Origin of the sequence: Phaeobacter gallaeciensis DSM 26640 (assembly GCF_000511385.1) — a bacterium.
Classification (GTDB): domain Bacteria; phylum Pseudomonadota; class Alphaproteobacteria; order Rhodobacterales; family Rhodobacteraceae; genus Phaeobacter; species Phaeobacter gallaeciensis.
On sequence record NC_023137.1, the window covers coordinates 1,138,184 to 1,154,611 of the forward strand.

20 protein-coding genes and 1 pseudogene are annotated in these 16,428 nt (G+C 56.1%); 14 read left to right on the forward strand and 7 right to left on the reverse strand.

Translation table 11 applies throughout. From position 1 onward, the window contains the following. The first annotated feature begins 9 nt into the window (after positions 1 to 9). The 8 genes from GAL_RS05500 (at position 10) to GAL_RS22445 (ending at position 5,402) form a co-directional block, all read left to right on the forward strand. Complete coding sequence (locus GAL_RS05500) at positions 10 to 519, forward strand: cupredoxin domain-containing protein (protein WP_024096598.1); 510 nt, start codon at positions 10 to 12, stop codon at positions 517 to 519. After that, positions 520 to 1,980 (forward strand): cbb3-type cytochrome c oxidase subunit I, encoded by a 1,461-nt coding sequence (locus tag GAL_RS05505; RefSeq protein WP_024096599.1) that lies wholly within the window; start codon positions 520 to 522, stop codon positions 1,978 to 1,980. It abuts the gene before it with no gap. Further along, complete coding sequence (locus tag GAL_RS05510; RefSeq protein ID WP_024096600.1) at positions 1,980 to 2,579, forward strand: SCO family protein; 600 nt, start codon at positions 1,980 to 1,982, stop codon at positions 2,577 to 2,579. The genes GAL_RS05505 and GAL_RS05510 overlap by 1 nt, the downstream gene beginning before the upstream one ends. Continuing rightward, positions 2,576 to 3,136, forward strand: coding sequence for a hypothetical protein (locus GAL_RS05515; RefSeq protein WP_024096601.1), 561 nt, complete (start codon positions 2,576 to 2,578; stop codon positions 3,134 to 3,136). Before GAL_RS05510 ends, GAL_RS05515 begins: the two co-directional genes overlap by 4 nt. Positions 3,137 to 3,142: 6 nt before the next feature. Next, positions 3,143 to 3,973 (forward strand): formate/nitrite transporter family protein, encoded by an 831-nt coding sequence (locus GAL_RS05520; RefSeq protein ID WP_024096602.1) that lies wholly within the window; start codon positions 3,143 to 3,145, stop codon positions 3,971 to 3,973. Next, positions 3,970 to 4,521, forward strand: a complete 552-nt coding sequence (locus GAL_RS05525) for a hypothetical protein (RefSeq protein ID WP_145957939.1) — start codon at positions 3,970 to 3,972, stop codon at positions 4,519 to 4,521. Before GAL_RS05520 ends, GAL_RS05525 begins: the two co-directional genes overlap by 4 nt. Next, positions 4,518 to 4,883, forward strand: coding sequence for a c-type cytochrome (locus tag GAL_RS05530; protein WP_024096604.1), 366 nt, complete (start codon positions 4,518 to 4,520; stop codon positions 4,881 to 4,883). The genes GAL_RS05525 and GAL_RS05530 overlap by 4 nt, the downstream gene beginning before the upstream one ends. A gap of 372 nt (positions 4,884 to 5,255) precedes the next feature. After that, the gene (locus GAL_RS22445) at positions 5,256 to 5,402 is read left to right on the forward strand and encodes a hypothetical protein (RefSeq protein ID WP_024096605.1); all 147 of its coding nucleotides are present in this window, start codon (positions 5,256 to 5,258) and stop codon (positions 5,400 to 5,402) included. 153 nt (positions 5,403 to 5,555) lie between these two features. Here the strand turns inward: GAL_RS22445 and GAL_RS22940 are convergent, their stop codons facing one another. Both GAL_RS22940 and GAL_RS05540 read right to left on the reverse strand, forming a co-directional pair. Beyond that, the gene (locus tag GAL_RS22940; RefSeq protein ID WP_407674841.1) at positions 5,556 to 5,900 is read right to left on the reverse strand and encodes a winged helix DNA-binding protein; all 345 of its coding nucleotides are present in this window, start codon (positions 5,898 to 5,900) and stop codon (positions 5,556 to 5,558) included. Continuing rightward, positions 5,897 to 7,363: an aminotransferase-like domain-containing protein gene (locus GAL_RS05540; protein ID WP_199535420.1), complete on the reverse strand. Its 1,467-nt coding sequence runs from the start codon at positions 7,361 to 7,363 to the stop codon at positions 5,897 to 5,899. Before GAL_RS05540 ends, GAL_RS22940 begins: the two co-directional genes overlap by 4 nt. Positions 7,364 to 7,472: 109 nt before the next feature. On the opposite strand from GAL_RS05540, the gene GAL_RS05545 reads away from it, so the two are divergent. From GAL_RS05545 to GAL_RS05560, 4 genes are all read left to right on the forward strand, one after another. Beyond that, the gene (locus tag GAL_RS05545; RefSeq protein WP_024096607.1) at positions 7,473 to 8,249 is read left to right on the forward strand and encodes an aldolase; all 777 of its coding nucleotides are present in this window, start codon (positions 7,473 to 7,475) and stop codon (positions 8,247 to 8,249) included. Between the two features lie 10 nt (positions 8,250 to 8,259). Beyond that, on the forward strand, positions 8,260 to 9,147 hold the full coding sequence (locus GAL_RS05550) for a dihydrodipicolinate synthase family protein (RefSeq protein ID WP_024096608.1): 888 nt from the start codon (positions 8,260 to 8,262) through the stop codon (positions 9,145 to 9,147). An 80-nt stretch (positions 9,148 to 9,227) separates the two neighbouring features. Next, on the forward strand, positions 9,228 to 9,485 hold the full coding sequence (locus GAL_RS05555) for a hypothetical protein (protein ID WP_096753138.1): 258 nt from the start codon (positions 9,228 to 9,230) through the stop codon (positions 9,483 to 9,485). A 77-nt stretch (positions 9,486 to 9,562) separates the two neighbouring features. Then, positions 9,563 to 10,399 carry a formate/nitrite transporter family protein gene (locus GAL_RS05560; protein WP_024096610.1) on the forward strand — a complete coding sequence of 279 codons (837 nt, stop codon included), beginning with the start codon at positions 9,563 to 9,565 and terminating at the stop codon, positions 10,397 to 10,399. A 126-nt stretch (positions 10,400 to 10,525) separates the two neighbouring features. On the opposite strand, the gene GAL_RS22945 is transcribed toward GAL_RS05560, so the two are convergent. Next, entirely contained in the window at positions 10,526 to 10,813 is a 288-nt protein-coding gene (locus GAL_RS22945; RefSeq protein ID WP_407674842.1) for an integrase core domain-containing protein, read from the reverse strand. Here GAL_RS22945 and cobA point away from each other — a divergent pair. Then, complete coding sequence (gene cobA / locus GAL_RS05570; protein WP_024096611.1) at positions 10,715 to 11,296, forward strand: uroporphyrinogen-III C-methyltransferase; 582 nt, start codon at positions 10,715 to 10,717, stop codon at positions 11,294 to 11,296. The genes GAL_RS22945 and cobA overlap by 99 nt on opposite strands. A 9-nt stretch (positions 11,297 to 11,305) precedes the next feature. Here the strand turns inward: cobA and GAL_RS22950 are convergent, their stop codons facing one another. The 3 genes and pseudogenes from GAL_RS22950 to GAL_RS22955 all read right to left on the reverse strand — a co-directional run. After that, a complete protein-coding gene (locus GAL_RS22950) occupies positions 11,306 to 11,416 on the reverse strand; it encodes an IS3 family transposase (RefSeq protein ID WP_096596796.1) in 111 nt (36 codons plus the stop codon). 12 nt (positions 11,417 to 11,428) lie between these two features. Then, the gene (locus GAL_RS05575; protein ID WP_024096612.1) at positions 11,429 to 12,205 is read right to left on the reverse strand and encodes an IS3 family transposase; all 777 of its coding nucleotides are present in this window, start codon (positions 12,203 to 12,205) and stop codon (positions 11,429 to 11,431) included. A 130-nt stretch (positions 12,206 to 12,335) separates the two neighbouring features. After that, positions 12,336 to 12,500: pseudogene (locus GAL_RS22955) on the reverse strand (transposase); the annotation flags it as partial. 438 nt (positions 12,501 to 12,938) lie between these two features. Between GAL_RS22955 and GAL_RS21900 the strand changes: the two are divergent. Further along, positions 12,939 to 13,748 carry a response regulator gene (locus tag GAL_RS21900; protein WP_024096613.1) on the forward strand — a complete coding sequence of 270 codons (810 nt, stop codon included), beginning with the start codon at positions 12,939 to 12,941 and terminating at the stop codon, positions 13,746 to 13,748. On the opposite strand, the gene GAL_RS05590 is transcribed toward GAL_RS21900, so the two are convergent. Continuing rightward, positions 13,736 to 16,426 (reverse strand): hybrid sensor histidine kinase/response regulator, encoded by a 2,691-nt coding sequence (locus GAL_RS05590; protein WP_040103941.1) that lies wholly within the window; start codon positions 16,424 to 16,426, stop codon positions 13,736 to 13,738. The genes GAL_RS21900 and GAL_RS05590 overlap by 13 nt on opposite strands. Between the last annotated feature and the right edge of the window lie 2 nt (positions 16,427 to 16,428).

The window sequence follows — 16,428 nt, forward strand, 5'->3', positions numbered from 1 at the left end:
GGGCGGCACATGCAGCCAGTTGTTCTTTTGATCTCGCTGATCCTGATGGCGGCGCTGACGGCGGTCTTCTGGCTGGCAGCCCGTGCGTCGCGCGGGGAAGCGCCCGGCCCGAAGGCAGGCAGCAAGCGCACCGGCCTGATCTGGGCGATGACAATCGTAGGCGTGATCGTCTCGGTTGGTTCGCTGCGGCAGTGGCCGCATGCGCTGGCCGGCACCGGCGACGCGCTGGAGGTGAATGTCAGCGGCGGCCAGTGGTGGTGGGATATCGACACCACGGAAATCCCGGCCGGCACGCCGGTCAATTTCCATGTGACAACGGAGGACGTGACCCACGGCATGGGCATCTATGACAGCGGCCTCACGCTGCTGACCCAGGTCCAGGCGATCCCCGGCTACACCACCAAGGTCACCTACACCTTCACCGAACCGGGCAGCTACCAGGTTCTGTGCATGGAGTTCTGCGGGGTGGCCCATCACGACATGGTCAATGAATTCGAAGTTGTAGCGGTGGAGGAATAAATGAGCACTGCATCTGAACAAATTGCTGACGCGCCTGCCGCGGCTGCACCCCAAGCCGGAGCAGTCAAGCTGACGATGATCCTGTCAGGCGCGGTTTTTGCGCTGATGATGGTTCTCGGGCTGATCATGCGCGCGGCACAGGGCCAGTGGATCGAATTGGACCCGGCCCTGTTCTACCAGATCCTGACCGCACACGGCGCTGGCATGGTCGGCACCGCGGCGCTGTCGGGCGCGGCCATCATGTGGTACTTCTGCGGCCGTCACTTGGTGCTGACGGCGGGCATTTTCTGGGCCTTCCTTGGCCTCTTTCTGCTGGGCGTTGTGCTGATCCTGAGTGCGATCTTCGTTGGCGGATACGGCGGCGCCTGGACCTTCCTGTTTCCGCTGCCCGCCCTGTCCGGCGGCGCCTGGGAAGCTGGGGCAGCCGCGGCCTTCATGCTGGGCTATGTTTCGATCGGTGTCGGCTTTCTGCTGTACTACCTTGAGCTTGGCCGCCAGATCCATGCCCGTTACGGAAGTCTGGCGCGGGCGCTTGGCTGGAACCTGATCCTGGGCCGCGAGGACAAAAATCCACCGCCGCCGACCATCGTCGCTGCGGCAGCTGTCACCATTTTCAACTCGATCGGCATCATCCTGGGAGCCGCCGTTCTGGTGGCCAGCCTGGTGCATCTGCTGGTGCCGGGGTTTGAGGTCAATGCGCTTCTGGCCAAGAACCTGATCTATTTCTTCGGCCATGTCTTCATCAACGCCTCAATCTACATGGCGGTGACAGCGGTCTATGAGATCCTGCCGGAATACACAGGCAAGGCCTGGAAATCGAACCGGATGTTTGCCATTGCCTGGAATGCGGTGCTGATCTTTGTGATGGCGGTCTACTGGCACCACCTGCTGCAGGATGTGGTGATGCCGCCCTGGATGCTGGTGGTGGGGCAGCTGGTCTCCTATTTCAGCGGCATTCCCCTGATCGCAGTTACGGCCTTTTCCACCTTCCTCTACGTGCGCGGCTCCAAGATGACATGGGATTTGGCGTCATCGCTGCTGGTGCTGTCGGTGGCAGGCTGGTCGGTGGGGTCTATTCCGGCTTCCATCGACGGGATGATCAGCGTTAACAAGGTGATGCACAACACCATGTGGGTGCCCGGTCATTTCCACACCTACCTGCTGCTGGGCGAGGTGGCGATGGCCTTTGGCTTCATGGCCTGGCTGGTGCGCGGCAAGACGATCTCGCAGATGGGCGGCTTGGACTGTGCGGCCTTTGTGACCTACCTGGCGGGTGCTGCTGGTTTTGTGACGGTGTTCCTGTTCTCGGGCGCAGCCTCGATCCCGCGCCGCTGGGCGGTGCATTACGAAGAATGGCTGACTCATGACCGCATCGGCACCCTGTTCAGCGTGCTGGTGGTGCTGGGAACGCTGATCTTTGTCCTGCGCTTTGTCGCACGGCTGGGACGGAGCGAAAGCTGATGCTGGCCCGTGCTCTCCCGTCGGTTCTCGCTGCGGTGATTGGCCTCGGGATCCTGTGGCAGGCTACCGACGGGGCGCAGGCCTTCACCAGCGAGGCAGCCCGTCGGCTCGATGTGGTGCGAGCGCCCCGTGCGGTGCCGGAGGTGCAGCTGGAGGATATGGCCGGCCGGCAGGTGCCGCTGCTGCCGCAGCCAGAGGAGGTTGTGCTGGTTGAGTTCATCTACACGGTCTGCGGCGACATCTGCCAGATTGCCGCCGCGGATTTTGCGGACATCCGTGACAGCTTGCAGGCGCGGGGGCTGCAGGTCCGGCTGCTGTCGGTCAGCTTCGACCCGGAGCGCGACACGCCCGAGCAGATGGCCATCTACGGCGATGCGCATGAGGCTGACGGTATCATGTGGACTGTCGCACGGCCATTGCAGGAGGACCTGCCGGCTCTGCTGGACCTGTTTGATGTGACCGTCATCCCGGATGAATGGGGCGGCTTCCAGCATAATGCAGCGATCCATGTGATCACCGGCGATGGCCGCTTCTCCGCTGTCTACGATACCGACGCAGTGGACGCTGTGCTGGCGCATGTAAACGGGTCGCGGCCATGAGGATGATCTGCCTGGCCCTGCTTGCCTTTGCCGAAGCCATTGCGCTGCGGGATGCGGCGGTGGCCAGCCCGGTCCAGCATGTACTGGTCCAGATGTCCTTGCTGGTGCTGGCGGGCTTTGTGGCGGCCTGGGATCTGAAAGCCCCGCGCCGCTGGGCCGTCCCGATGCTGCTGGCGGCGCTGACCACCTTCCTGTTCTGGATGCTGCCGCGCAATGTGGACTGGGCGCTGTTCCCGGCTGGGGAGACTGCAAAATACATAGCCCTGCCGCTGTTGCTGGGGGTGCCGTTGCGGCTGTCCTGGCCTTGGCTGGGCCCGATCCTGCGGGGCTTTTTGAAAGCCAATGCGCTGTCGATGCTGGGGGTGCTTGGGTTTCTGTACACCCATGCGCCGGTACGGATCTGCAACTCCTACCTGGTCTCTGCTCAGCAGGAACTGGGCTTTGCCTTCCTCTATCTCGCCGCGGCTCTGGCCTGTCTTTGGGCCATCCCGGTTTTATTCGGACATCCGCGCTGGCTGCCGCTGAGCAGTTCGGGATGCGCAAAATGCGGAGCTTGAAACAAGATGACTTATGCTGAAACCGTTCTGGGTTTTGCCCGGGTCGCGCAGAACAAGAGCGCCAGCCTGCGGGCTGACCCTTTGGCCTTCCTGATCCTCGCATTGAAAGCGGGCGCCTTTGTGGGTGCGGGCATCCTGCTGATATTCTCTGTGGGGCAGGGAGTGGAGAGCGCTATCCGGCCCATTGTTATGGGCGCAAGCTTCGGCATTGCACTGACGCTGGTGGTTTTTGCAGGGGCCGAGCTGTTCACCGGCCACACCATGTACATGACGCACGGCCTGCTGACCGGGCAAAGCAGCCTGCGCGATCTTTTGCGCTGCTGGGCAGCCAGCTGGGCAGGCAACCTGATTGGAGCGCTTATGCTGGCACTGCTCTTTGTGGCGGGCGGCGGCGGACTGATCCTGGGGGCAGGCGAAGATGCTCTGCTTTACAAAGTGGCCGCAAAGAAGATGCACGGGACCGGCCTGCAGCTGTTTGCCAGGGCGGTGCTGTGCAACTGGCTGGTGTGCCTGGCCCTGTGGTGCTCGGCCAGGGCCAGGGATGACGTGACCAAATGCATCGTCATCTTCTGGTGCCTCTATGCTTTCATCGCGGCCGGCTTCGAGCACAGCGTCGCCAACATGACTGTGTTTTCAGTGGCACTGCTGTCTGATCACCCTGACACCGTCTCTTTGGCGGGAGCAGCACATAATCTGGCGTTTGTCACGCTTGGCAACGCCTTCGCAGGCGCGGGTATCATGGGATACGGGTATTGGCGCGCAGCCTCGAGGCCAAATGTGCGGACTGCAGAAGCAAACGGTTTGCAGGACGGGCAGGACCAGCGGGAGGCGGGATGATGGAGGCACTGACCCGCGCACATCCTTGTTCAGCTTCGCAAGTGCGCTCAAGTGCGGGACCTGCGGCGAGCCAAGCCGCCGCTGCCGCTACTATGTTTTGGGCAGGGGCGGCTGTTTCCGGAAATCTGATTGCCGCGCCAGCGAAGTTCCAGGCGCCCTCCCTTTCACTTCCTGTGGCGTTGGAAGTGGGGCGGATGCAGTTTCTCTGGATCGGCGTAGCGGAGGCCATCTGTTTGCTGGCCATCCTGCTCCTGCTGACGGCGGCACGACGGTGGCCATCCTGGCCTCTGCTGGCGGCAACGGCAGTTTTTGCCCTTCAGCGGCTGTGGCTTTTGCCGCTGCTGGACATCCGCACCCTCGCAGTCATTGCTGGTACTCAGGTGGAAGAAAGCTCGCTTCACATAGTCTACGTGGCTGCTGAAATCCTGAAAACAGTCTGCCTTGTTTGGGCCGGAACATTGTCCCTGCGCTTCCTCCAGCCGCAGACGCGGCAGAAGCCCGCTTCAAAATCCGATCAACCACTCAAACCAAAAGGGATACCCCAGTGAAGAAAATTCTATTGGCCGCTTCAATGATCATGGGCTGTTTTCAAACGGCTGCCGCTGAAGGCGACGCAGCCGCCGGCGAAAAGGTGTTCAAAAGATGCGCCGCCTGCCACTCGGCGCAAGAAGGGAAAAAGAAGGTCGGCCCAACGATGTTCGGGATTGTCGGCCGTCCGGCCGGATCGGTAGAGGGCTACAAGTATTCCGGTGCGATGCAGGAGGCCGGATACGCCTGGGATGAAGAACAGTTGGCCGGATTCCTGGCCGCGCCCAAGAAACACCTTCCTGGCACTAAAATGGCCTTTCCCGGCTTGAAAAAGGAAGAACAGATCACCGATCTAATCGGGTACCTTAAGACCCTTAAATGACCTGAAGGAAGCAACTACCGCCTGGCTGACGGCACGTATGACGCAAATACTCGAATAGGTCCGGCCCTGGCGAAATTTCCGGGGCCGTGCCTATTTTAATATCCACTCATTGGAGCGAACCCTCCGGCTACCAGCCGGACCCGCTTTGCCCAGTTCACTCTGAGTTCGTCGGCTTGATCAGGGGCTGGCACAAGCCCTTTTGCAGGCCGCTAAGGTGGCTCGGTCATTGTCCGAGTGTACAGCCGCGCTGCGGCACGCCCGACCGAGCACCTGCAGAGATTTCCGCGCTTTGCTCGTGCCGCATTCTGAACCAATGAACTTCGTTCCTGTTCCCGGACACCGGGGTAAAGTACCCCTGTCCAGGAAGGGAGCATGGAATGGGACAATCGCGACGAACGTTCACAGATGAATTCAAAGCTGCAGCTGTTGGTCAGCTACGAAACCATTGCTGCATTGCAGAGGCAAAAGCAGTCACTCAGGCAGCTTGCAGCAAGTCTGCAGCGCCACCATATGGATTGAGCTGTTTTTTGAACTTCTGATAGCCATTCGCCGCCTTGGCCACGGCCAAAGCGGATCTGGTTCCGTTGCTGACTTTGTCAGAGGCGGCGGACAATCCGTGAACCGGCAAGAGAACCCAAACTGGGTACGGGCAAAGTGCGGTCAGCGAGCGTCTCAAGCCAGCAACGTCAAGCGCTTCCGCCTCGTGATATGCGCAGGTCTTGCATTTCCCGAACGAGTGGCCGCCAAAGCCTGCCTCAAGCTTTGAAGCAAGCCGTCCCTGAGAGCGGTTTGAACGCCGGCGGGCAAGCTGCCTATGGCGTCTGCAGTTGGATTGGGTTCTGTCACCGCGGCTACGCCTGCCTCAGTCAGCTCATAGGAAATTGATCGCTGGTCGGACTTTTGCCGGCGTTCAGCAGCGTATCCCTTCCGCACCAGCGCCTTCAGTGTCTGCGACATCGTTCCGCGTGTTGTTCCTGACCCATCACAAGCTCGCGACAGAGGGTTCAAAGGACTCACTGTAGGATGTTTGAAAGCTTCTCAATAGAGCGTGAAATCTCGCGCTCGTTGAGAGCACCAAATCCAAACCGCAAATGGGTGGGAGAAGTTTGCTCGCTTGAATAGAGCGTGCTCAACGTCGAGTCGGTGTTGTTCAGGTTTTTCAAAGACCTTCCGTTCACCATTTTCGAAATATCTACCCAAATCGCCATACCTCCTGTTGGTAAGCTGAAAGAAACTTTCTGACCAAAGACACGAGCAAATTCGCTTGCGGCAAAGTTTCGCCGGGCTTCATATTCCCTTCTTGTCTTGCGAATATGTCGTTTTACTTCCCCTGACGACATTAGGTCCGATAGCACAAGTTCGGTCAGTGTATTCCCTTGCCGATCGATAATCACGATTTCTTGTGCCACGCGCTCAATGAAAGCTTCGTCCGCTGCCATGTAGCCCAGCCGTAGCCCTGGAGCGAAAACTTTTGACATGGATCCGATATGCACAACATTTTCTGAATTGGGGAGGCTTGCAAGAGGCGGAATGGGGTTCGTCACATAGTGAAATTCATGATCGTAATCATCTTCCAAAATGGCAAATTCGAAAGATTTGGAGAGCTCTAGCAGTGCCAATCGCCTATCCATTGGCATACAGACCGTTGTCGGATACTGATGGTGCGGTGTCACATAGACCGCTGCTACGTCATGACTGGCCAAAATTTCCTGCAGACAATCGGTATCTAAACCATGGCTGTCTACCTTACAGTGTAAGACTCTAAATCCGTTGGATCCGAAAGCAGCTTTTGCTGGCAGATAACACAGCTCCTCCATGACAATGGCCCCCTTGCTCGGGTCTAGAACTCGAGAAGCGAGATAGATACCCATTTGGCTTCCACGCAAGATGCATACCTGATTGATCGAACATGTCATGAAGCGATCATCTTTTAACATTCTATTGACGGAATCTCGTAGTTCCCTCGTGCCTCTCGGGTCTCCATAACCGAGATCTGAATGCTGGTTCAGTCCTGTACAAACCCTCCGGTAAGTTCTGGCTAGCAATGCATAGGGAATAAGTCTTGAGTCCGGAGTACCATCGTTGGCTATGGGGAGTTGGTTGGTCGAACCAAGAGCATTCTGGTAAAGACCTTCCACGATTTTGGACACTGACTTTGTCTTACTTGTACTGTTGACCAACGTTTCATGGAGTTTTGACAAAGCTTGCTCGGGAAGCGTTTCAGAAACATAAGTCCCCGATCCGCGCCGAGTTACAAGCCACCCCTGTGCCTCAAGCTCTTCGTAAACTAGCTGAACTGTTTTTCGATTCATTCCTTGCTGTTTCGCCAAGGTGCGGGTGCCTGGAAGCAAGCTACCGGATGCTAGTCGCCCGCCTTTGATATCTCTCGTCAGTTGGTTCAAGAGTTTTGAATGCAACGTTCGCCCTGGACTATCTTCCAGCCAAAATTGCATTTCCCAAGGCCGTTTCACTGCTGTCATCTCCTCTACCAAGTGGACCAGTGAAAATCACAATAGTGGATCTTTCTTTGGGTCCAGATAAGCCTTAGCTCTTTTCAACAACCAAGTAAATTATTCGAGGAGCTACTCCGTGAAAACAGCCACGACAGCGAAAGAAGACCTGAAAGAGAGCGCCCAAAGTGATATGCGCCGTCTGATCAAGGACATGGGTCTTACGGACAGGCAAAAGTTGGCGCTCACCTGCCGAATTTTGTTTGATAAAGGTCATGATTCTGGCGTGACTGGACAAATCACGTGTCGGAGTGACGAACCAGACAGATTTCTTACCCAGCGATTTGGCTTGGGCTTTGAAGAGATCACTGCAGAAAACTTGATTGAGGTTGATCAAGATCTCACACCGCTTGACGAGATGGCTATGGCAAATCCCGCCAACCGTTTTCATACTTGGGTGTACAAAGAGCATCCGGATGTGAACTGCATTATTCACACGCACCCGACACACATCGCTGCGTTATCCATGCTCAAAACGCCTCTGGTTATTTCCCACATGGATACCTGCGCATTGTACAACGACTGTTCGTTTGTCGGGGATTGGCCGGGAATACCGGTTGGCAATGAAGAAGGTGTCCTCATCTCTGAAGCTTTGGGCAAAAACCGGGCCCTGCTTCTCTCTCATCATGGGCAACTTGTTACAGGGAAAACCATTGAAGAAGCCTGCAACTTGGCGGTCTTAATTGAGCGGGCGGCAAAGCTGCAGCTCCTGGCTATGGCTGCGGGAGAAATTCAAGAGCTTCCACATGAACTGGCCCAGGAAGCACATGACTGGGTGTCCACGGACAAAAGAAACAAAGTCAATTTTGCCTACTATGTCAGGCAAGCTCTCAAAACACACACAGACTGCATCTAAGGACATCAAAATGAATCTATCAGGAATCATTGGCTACCCAGTCACACCGTTCAAGGTAGACAGCACCGGGGTGGATCTTCAAAAACTAGGACATGTTATCGACGTGTTGCTCGAGGCAAAATCTGATGCAATCGCGACTCTGGGAAGCGCAGGGGAGGCCGCTTACTTAAGCGAAGCGGAATGGAAGCTGGTTGCCGATTTTACGGTCAAGCATGTCGCGGGCCGTGTGCCGGTTGTAATCGGCGTTGCTCAGCTTACCACCGACCAAGCGGTAAACTATGCGAAGTACGCCCATGAAGTAGGTGCTGACGCACTTATGTTGTCACCGTTCTCATACTACAAACTCAACGAAGATGAGGTGTTCCAACACTATCAGAGTGTGTCGAACGCCACGCCTTTGCCCTTGATGATCTACAACAATCCCGCCACTTGTGGCGTAGATATGTCACCTGAGTTCATGTTGCAGATGGTGGAGAAGATCGAGAATGCGACAATGATCAAAGAGAGCACAGGTGACATTCAGAGAATGCACAAGATCTACAAGCTCTCTGACGGACAAGTACCCTTTTTTAATGGTTGCAACCACATGGCTCTGGAGGCTTTCAATGCTGGCGCAAGTGGCTGGTGCACGGCAGCTCCTTGCCTAATTGGCGATCAACCAAAACAGTTGTTTGATGCAGTTCAGAGCGGCCAAGGGGACGCTGCGAAAGAGTTGTTTTATCAGCAATTTGACTTCCTCGAATTCATCGTGAAATCAGGATTGGCGGCGGCGGTAAAAGCCGGATTTTCAATTTTGGGTTCCGACGTTGGAGCGCCAAGGAAACCACTGCTACCCTTGAATGATTCAGCGCAAAAGCAACTGGAAACGATGTTGGGTGGCCTCGGGCGCCTTGGCTAATCCACTCGACAAAGATGCGCAGCGGTGTGTTGAAACGACGGACTGCTGCCACCTTTGTGCTGAATGACGCAGGTGTAACAATGACAGAGATTGCCGATTCCAAATCAATCATGGGTCTTCTAGCAGAAGCCGGCGATGCCGGACTCACGGGACAGGAGCTCAAGCGCTTGACTCAAATGAATGATGAAGAATTCACCAATGAAAGTGAGAAACTCTGGATGCGTCAACGGCTGACGGGGATACGTGAAAACGGCTGCTGCGGAAGAGGTTGCGGGTTCATGTGTGTTTCTTACATGGAGCTTGATCAGGTTTGGCACTTGAATGAGTTCCAACGATGAACACCCGTTCGATCACTGCCTATGAGAAGTATCTGCGCTCATCGTCAAAACACTCCGCACGGTCAAAGGCTTAGATCATGAATTATCTAACTTCGATTACAAATTTTTCGGATACAGCACACTCCAAGCGGTTTCTTCTGGAAAACCAGCCGATGGAATTTTTTGCACTTGCAATGATGGCGGGTGCCTATGTTGGTCTTGGTATCTTGTTGATTTTTTCCGTGGGTCAGGGTGTCAGTGAAAGCATTCGTCCCATTGTCATGGGGGCCAGTTTTGGGATCGCTCTGATGTTGGTGATCTTTGCAGGTTCCGAACTTTTTACTGGTCATACTATGTATATGACGATCGGGGCCTTAACCGGCAGAACTAGCATAAAGGACTTAGCAAAGTGTTGGTCCGTGAGTTGGTGCGGAAACCTCATTGGAGCATTATTCTTAGCCGTTTTGTTCGTCTATGGCGGCGGTGGACGCGTTCTTGGTTCCGATGACAGCAACTTGGTTCTCGACATCGCTGAAAAGAAGATGGCTGCCGATGCGTTGGCGTTGTTTCTAAACGGAATCTTGTGCAATTGGCTTGTGTGCCTCGCTATCTGGACAAGCTCGCGTGTGAAGAGCGACACAGCCAAAATCGCACTGATCTGGTTCTGCCTGTATGCTTTTATCGCGGCTGGCTTTGAACACAGCGTTGCAAACATGACCGTTTTTTCAGTGGCTCTCTTATCTGAGCAGAATGAAGCCATCAGCCTCTTGGGCGCGCTTCGTAACCTTGCTTTTGTCAGTGCTGGTAACGCCGTAGCTGGAGCGGGCATTATGGGATTGGGCTATTGGATTGCCGCAGGTTCCCCACACTTGTTAAATGAAGCACGAGCCCAATCTTGCACTGCAAAGATCGAAGATAGACAATCAGATCTGTGATTTGGCCGAACAAGCGTTTCATTTAGGTGGTACTGAGCATTTCTCAGAACAAAAACTCTCAACCCTTGACTTGAGCCCCGAGTTTCCTCCATCTCACGGAGAGTCCTTGGTTTTGGTTTGATGACCTTACGCGGCCAGTTTGTCTATGTTCATTTTCTCTGCCAATTCCATCGGTTTCAGGTTGCCCAACGCCGAATGTGGTCTTTGATAGTTGTAATCCTCCTGCCATGCTTCCAGCGTTTCTTGCCGATCTGACATCGCCTGCTTGCTGGCACGGCGCCCATTTCCGCAGGCCGCAGAATAGGAAGACTTCGAATGACAGACGCTCCAGCAACTCAAAAAGCACCAGGCTCGCTTGACCTGGTGGGCGCCGGCCCCGGCGCACGCGACCTGCTGACGTTCCGCGCGATGCAAAGGCTGCAGCAGGCCGATACGGTTTTCTATGACCGTCTGGTTGATGAAGAGGTTCTGGAACTGGCCCCGCCCGCGGCTAAACGGGTCTTCGTCGGCAAACACGTTGGGGCCCACGCCTGGCCGCAGGACAAGATCAACGCGGTGATCGTGGCTGAGACGCTGAAAGGCCGCCGGGTTGTGCGCCTCAAATCGGGTGACCCCGGTATCTTTGGCCGCGTTGCCGAAGAATTGGCCGCCGCCCGCGCGGCCGGCATAGAGGCCGAGGTTGTTCCCGGGGTCACGGCCGCCTGCGCCGCCGCCGCGCAGACAGGTATTCCGCTGACCGAACATGGCGTGTCGGACATACTTGTGCTGACCACAGCCAAATGCAAGGCCGACGACCCTCTTCCCGACTGTGCTCTCTATGCAAAGCCAGGAACCACGATTGTCATTTACATGGCCGTCAGGCAGGCTGGAGATCGTCCCGTTTCCCGGACAGTTTGATTATTGACCCTATGCTGCACTTTTCCAAGTCATGGTTTCATACGCTTGCGCGGGGGTTTGGTAGCCGATGGCTAAATGCCGCCTCTGACGGTTGTAGAAGACCTCAATGTATTCGAAGATCGCAGCCTTTGCCTAGGCGCGCGTTTTGAATCGCTCCCGGTGAACCAGTTCCTTTTTCAGTGATGCGAAGAAACTTTCCATTGGAGCGTTATCCAGGCATTCGCCCGTACGGCTCATGGATTGCGTGATGCGTGCCGCCCCGAGCAGTTTGCGGTATTCGCTGCCTGCGTATTGCACGCCGCGATCTGAATGATGAATGAGACCAGGCACCGGTCCGCGGCGCCCCAGAGCCATGTTCAGGGCATCACAGCACAGTTCGGATCGCAGATGATCGTCCATTGCCCAGCCCACGATTTCGCGCGTGGCCATGTCCTTGATGGCAGCAACGTAGAGCCATCCTTCTTTCGTATCGACGTAGGTAATGTCAGTGAGCCAAACCCGGTTCTGACCGGTGCAAGCGAACCGTTGTTCCAGTAGGTTTGGCGAGGGTTTGAGGCTGTGATTGCTGTCTGTGGTGCACGGCTTTCGGCGCTTGCACGGGCGAGGCGTGACATTGTTTTCCCGCATTATTCTGGCCACGCGCCGCTCCGAAACGTCCTCGCCATCGGCTTTCAGATCCTGGTGGACCCGCTTTGACCCATACCGTTTTTTGCTTTGAGAAAACGCCTCTTTAATCTTTGGAAGCAACTCGGCGTCCCGGTCGGTACGTAGCTTGTGCCGCTGATCTCGAGCAAGTTGTGACTGGACAAAGCCGTAAAACCAGCTGCGCGCAACACCAACAAGGCGACAGAGCTGAACGATCGGGTAAACAGTCTTGTGGGCAGCGACGAAAGCACGTTTCGCGTTCATGTTTTCGCTGCCCTTGAGGAGAAAAAAAAGCGGAAGCTCTCTCGAGGGTCTCATTTTCCAGCTTCAAGCGTTTGTTTTCCTTGCGCAGACGATCCAGTTCCGCCGCATCCGCCTGTTGCCTGCGCAATGCCGCCATCGATCCTGCCGCTTCGATCTCCAAGCGCCAGGTTTTCAGCTGCGAACTCGTCACACCCAGTTCCCTGGCCACGCCGGTTTGTGTGGCACCAGGCGTATAAAGCCGACCAACAGCTGCGGCTTTGAATTCATCTGTGAACGTTCGTCGCGATTGTCCCATTCCATGCTCCCTTCCTGGACAGGGGTACTTTACCCCGGTGTCCGGGAACAGGAACGAAGTTCAGCTTCGCCACTGGTGGAACAGGAGGCGCGAGCAGGGATGTTGGAGACACGAAGAAGGAAAGGTTTTGCCATCTAGACATCAATAAGCCATTGATTTTATGCCCGTGGAAAGCCCACACTCGCGCCAGTCTTTCACTTTTTCGACTCTTAGGTTTTCCTCTGGGTAGGGAACTGGGATCGGTCTTGCTCACATCACTTGCAGTTTGTTCAACCGCCGCGAGCAAGATCTTTGTGAACGAGGCTGAGCGGCTAATTGTTAGCATCAACAGGCAGGATATTTCTGCAACACCTGTTCAATGACCAGTCTTACACGGTACAAATGAAACAGCGGCCGTAACCTCCGGTCCAAGATGCATAGCATTCCGGAACGCAAAGCATGAAACAGCTCAAACGCCATTTGCCGCCTCTGACTTCTCTACTTGCGTTTGAAGCTGCTGCCCGCCTAGGCGGTTTTACCGCTGCGGCGGAAGAGTTGAACGTCTCCCGAGAGGCTGTCAGTCGACAGATCCGGACACTGGAAAGCCATCTTAGAATTTCTCTGTTTGAGAGGGACGCGAACCGGGCGCTCATGGGAGCGGCCGGAGCACGTTTCTTTGCAACGGTGTCACCCAATCTTACCGCAATTGCAGTTGCGGCCAGGGAATTGGCCGGAGAAATCGGCAATAGCCCCGACCTGGACGGCGCGGCCCCTCCGGGAGATGATGAGGAGCTGCCGTCGCTTCTTGTGGTTGATGACACACCTCAGAACATTCACCACTTGCACGGCCTGCTGAGGGACGCTTACCGGATCATTCCGCAAACCTCCGGCAAAGCAGCCCTGTCTTTTCTCGCGGGGGAGTTGGCAGACCTGGTTCTACTGGATATCCGGATGCCGGATATGGATGGCTACGAGGTCTGCCGGCAAATCAAATCCACGGCCAGCCTTGCTGATGTACCGGTGATATTCCTGACCAGTTTCGATGATCCGATGGATGAAACCAAAGGCCTGGAAATGGGCGCTTGCGACTTTATCACCCGGCCCATCGTTCCCGCCGTTCTGCGCGCTAGGATCCGCAGCCATATTGAACTGCGCCAGGCAAAAACGGCCTTGGAAAAACTGCTGGCGCGGCGGGCAGACCGGCTCGAGAAAGCCGAGCAGCTTCTGGCCCGGATGTGTTCAGATATCGGACAGTTTCAGTCCTCGTGAAGCCAACCCGCGAGCTGTTCCAAAATTTGATCAGCCATTTCAAAGTCCAGCACTTTCAAGGCCGCCCCAAGGCTTTGAAGTGCCGCCTTGGCAGATTCCGGAAGATCTCCTGATCCTGTTTTCTGTACTTCTTCAAGGGCCTGAAGGTCACGGTTACTGACAAGTGCGCTAATCCTATTCAGCCTGCCGGGAGTAAGCGGCAATTCATGTTCAGAAATAGGGCTGCATGCGTCGAACTGCGCAAGCATCTGGGATAGGGCCTGCTCCACTGTTTCGATAGAGGTGTTTCCTTTCTCAGCGCTTGCAGCAAGTTCCGCCAACCTGTCGGCCCCCACCGTGCCGGCCCCCCCTTTAATGACATGAAGGAGATTGGCCACGCCCGGGCCTTCCGGCCCGTCAGCCTGAGTCGCCAGACCTACGGACCATTCACGCACACTGGCATGAAACCGGCGCAGGGAAGCTTCATAGTGCCGCTGGTTGCCGCCCGCGTAAAACAGCCCCTTTTCCTGATCGATTCCCGGCAACCGATTGTTACCGCAAAGCCCGGCCAGAAGGCTGCGAAGCTGTGACGGATCGATCGGCTTAGGGATAAACCCGGCAAAGCCGGCAGCTGTGCAGCGCTCGGCTTCTTCCTGGGTGGCATTGGCCGTTGCGGCGACAACTGGGGCCAAACTTGCCTGATACTTGCTCTGAAGATTTTTCAGAGCGCGGTATCCATCCATCAGGGGCATATGCAGATCCATCAAAATCACGCCGGGCATCGCCTCTGCGGTTTGTTCCATTGCCTCGAGACCGTTCGTCGCTGTGCGCACCGTGGCGCCAAGTGTTTCCACCAGCGAAACAAAGACGGCCAGATTGACAGGGTTGTCCTCCACCACCAGCACATCCAGACCTGCAAGGATGTCGTCCTTTGGCGGTTTCGAGTTACCGCCGGTTTGCAATTCCAAAACAACTGCGGCCAATTCCCTATGGGTGATTGGGAAAGCAAGACGTTTGCTTTCCATGCTGCCCGAAGACTGCATAAAAAATGTTGCATGGGCCGCTGTGACGGTGACCGTGACCGGCGGTATTGGACCGGCGATGATTGCCGCCGCCCGGTTTGCCATTATCTGAAGCTGCCGGACCGGTCCCTCCGTGCCCTCAACCTTGATCAGATCCGCGGTTTCGCTTTGCTGCGGCGCGGCCCGGGTTGGCGGGTGCAGAAGGATCGCAAACTCAGCCCCCCTGCCAGGCTCACTTTCCACCAGAAGCTTACCGTGCATCCTGTCCGCAAGCCTTTGGGCAATGGACAGGCCAAGTCCGGTGCCCCCGTACTGGCGGGTGGTTGAACTGTCGGCTTGCCCAAAAGCTTTGAAGATGCTTTCGATCTGGTCCGGGGAGATCCCAATCCCGGTGTCTATCACGCCCAGGCGCAGAGCGCCGTCGTGATATGCAGCCAGCAGGCGGATCTCGCCCTCTTTCGTGAATTTCACCGCGTTTGAGACAAAGTTGACCATAATCTGCCGCAGGCGCAGAGGGTCCGCACAAACCTCTTCTGGCAGATCCGGAGCATAATCCCAGGTTAGTAGCACTGGTTTGCCAGCCATCAGCGCTCTTGTCTGTATCAGCACATCGTCCAGAAGATCATCAAGACGGAACCAGACCTGCTCCAGAACCAACTCTCCGGCCTCGATCTTGGAGAGATCCAAAATACTGTCGATGTTCTCCGACAGCTGGACGGCAGCAGCCCTCAGATCGGTCAGGTTGCGCGTATTTGTGTTGCTTTGACCTTCCCGCAGAAGAATGCCGGACAATCCGATAATCGCATTGAGCGGTGTACGCAGCTCATGGCTCATGTTGGCAAGAAAGATTGACTTTGCCTGGGAGGCTTCGACTGCTTCGTTGCGCGCCACCAGCAGTTCGCGAGTACGCTCATCCACAAGCTCCTGCAGATTATCACGGCTGGCCTCAAGTTCAGTCACCGTGCGCCGGAATGCACGGGCCAGACGAGAAATCTCATCCTGCCTGTTTACATCGAACATTCGCTGGTCGCGCCCTTTCAGCCGGAAAGAGTACCCATCACGCACCCTGAGAGCAGCCGCCTGAAGCCGGGCAAGAGGGCGGATAACAATCAATTGCACAATCAGGAAAATAACAGCCGTCACCAGCAGGGTCTGCAGAATGCTTGAGCCAAGCACGGCATAGCTGCGGGCAACCATATCTTCCTGTACCGGGCGAAAAGATAGCTCCAGCACCAGTCGGCCGATCTCACTGCCGTCGCGCGGGTTGGTCAATACGTATGAAATCTCCTCTGCCTGGCTGCCTGGCTGAAACAGAATGATCAGCCAGGGCGGCGCGGGCGGTGGCTGGCGCGATACGGACAAGTCGATCAAGCCACTGCTGTCACGTTGCGCCTCGGTCAGAAGCGGATCTTCAATACGTGCGCTCAGGATCACCGGATCTTCGAGCAGGCCGTTCAGAATGGCGCGGACGGCAGGAACATCCACCTCCCAATAGGCGCCGGCAATCTGCGGCAGCGTTGCTTGAATGATCCGCTCGGCATTTAGGCGCGCCGCACCAATTCTGAGGGAATGATCCGCCAGCAGCGTATACAACCCAAGAAACAGGCCGGATAAAATCCCTAGCAGCGCAGTTGCAAGCGCAATCTTACGTGTGATGCCGGAGGGTTTGAGCTTCACTC

Coding starts and splice junctions, on each gene's coding strand:
- GAL_RS05500 (WP_024096598.1), top strand. CDS start 10: ATGCAGCCAGTTGTTCTTTTGATCTCGCTGATCCTGATGGCGGCGCTG.
- cobA (WP_024096611.1), top strand. CDS start 10,715: ATGACAGACGCTCCAGCAACTCAAAAAGCACCAGGCTCGCTTGACCTG.
- GAL_RS05555 (WP_096753138.1), top strand. CDS start 9,228: ATGACAGAGATTGCCGATTCCAAATCAATCATGGGTCTTCTAGCAGAA.
- GAL_RS05575 (WP_024096612.1), bottom strand. CDS start 12,205: ATGAACGCGAAACGTGCTTTCGTCGCTGCCCACAAGACTGTTTACCCG.
- GAL_RS05515 (WP_024096601.1), top strand. CDS start 2,576: ATGAGGATGATCTGCCTGGCCCTGCTTGCCTTTGCCGAAGCCATTGCG.
- GAL_RS05505 (WP_024096599.1), top strand. CDS start 520: ATGAGCACTGCATCTGAACAAATTGCTGACGCGCCTGCCGCGGCTGCA.
- GAL_RS22445 (WP_024096605.1), top strand. CDS start 5,256: ATGGAATGGGACAATCGCGACGAACGTTCACAGATGAATTCAAAGCTG.
- GAL_RS05560 (WP_024096610.1), top strand. CDS start 9,563: ATGAATTATCTAACTTCGATTACAAATTTTTCGGATACAGCACACTCC.
- GAL_RS21900 (WP_024096613.1), top strand. CDS start 12,939: ATGAAACAGCTCAAACGCCATTTGCCGCCTCTGACTTCTCTACTTGCG.
- GAL_RS05525 (WP_145957939.1), top strand. CDS start 3,970: ATGATGGAGGCACTGACCCGCGCACATCCTTGTTCAGCTTCGCAAGTG.
- GAL_RS05510 (WP_024096600.1), top strand. CDS start 1,980: ATGCTGGCCCGTGCTCTCCCGTCGGTTCTCGCTGCGGTGATTGGCCTC.
- GAL_RS05540 (WP_199535420.1), bottom strand. CDS start 7,363: ATGACAGCAGTGAAACGGCCTTGGGAAATGCAATTTTGGCTGGAAGAT.
- GAL_RS05520 (WP_024096602.1), top strand. CDS start 3,143: ATGACTTATGCTGAAACCGTTCTGGGTTTTGCCCGGGTCGCGCAGAAC.
- GAL_RS05550 (WP_024096608.1), top strand. CDS start 8,260: ATGAATCTATCAGGAATCATTGGCTACCCAGTCACACCGTTCAAGGTA.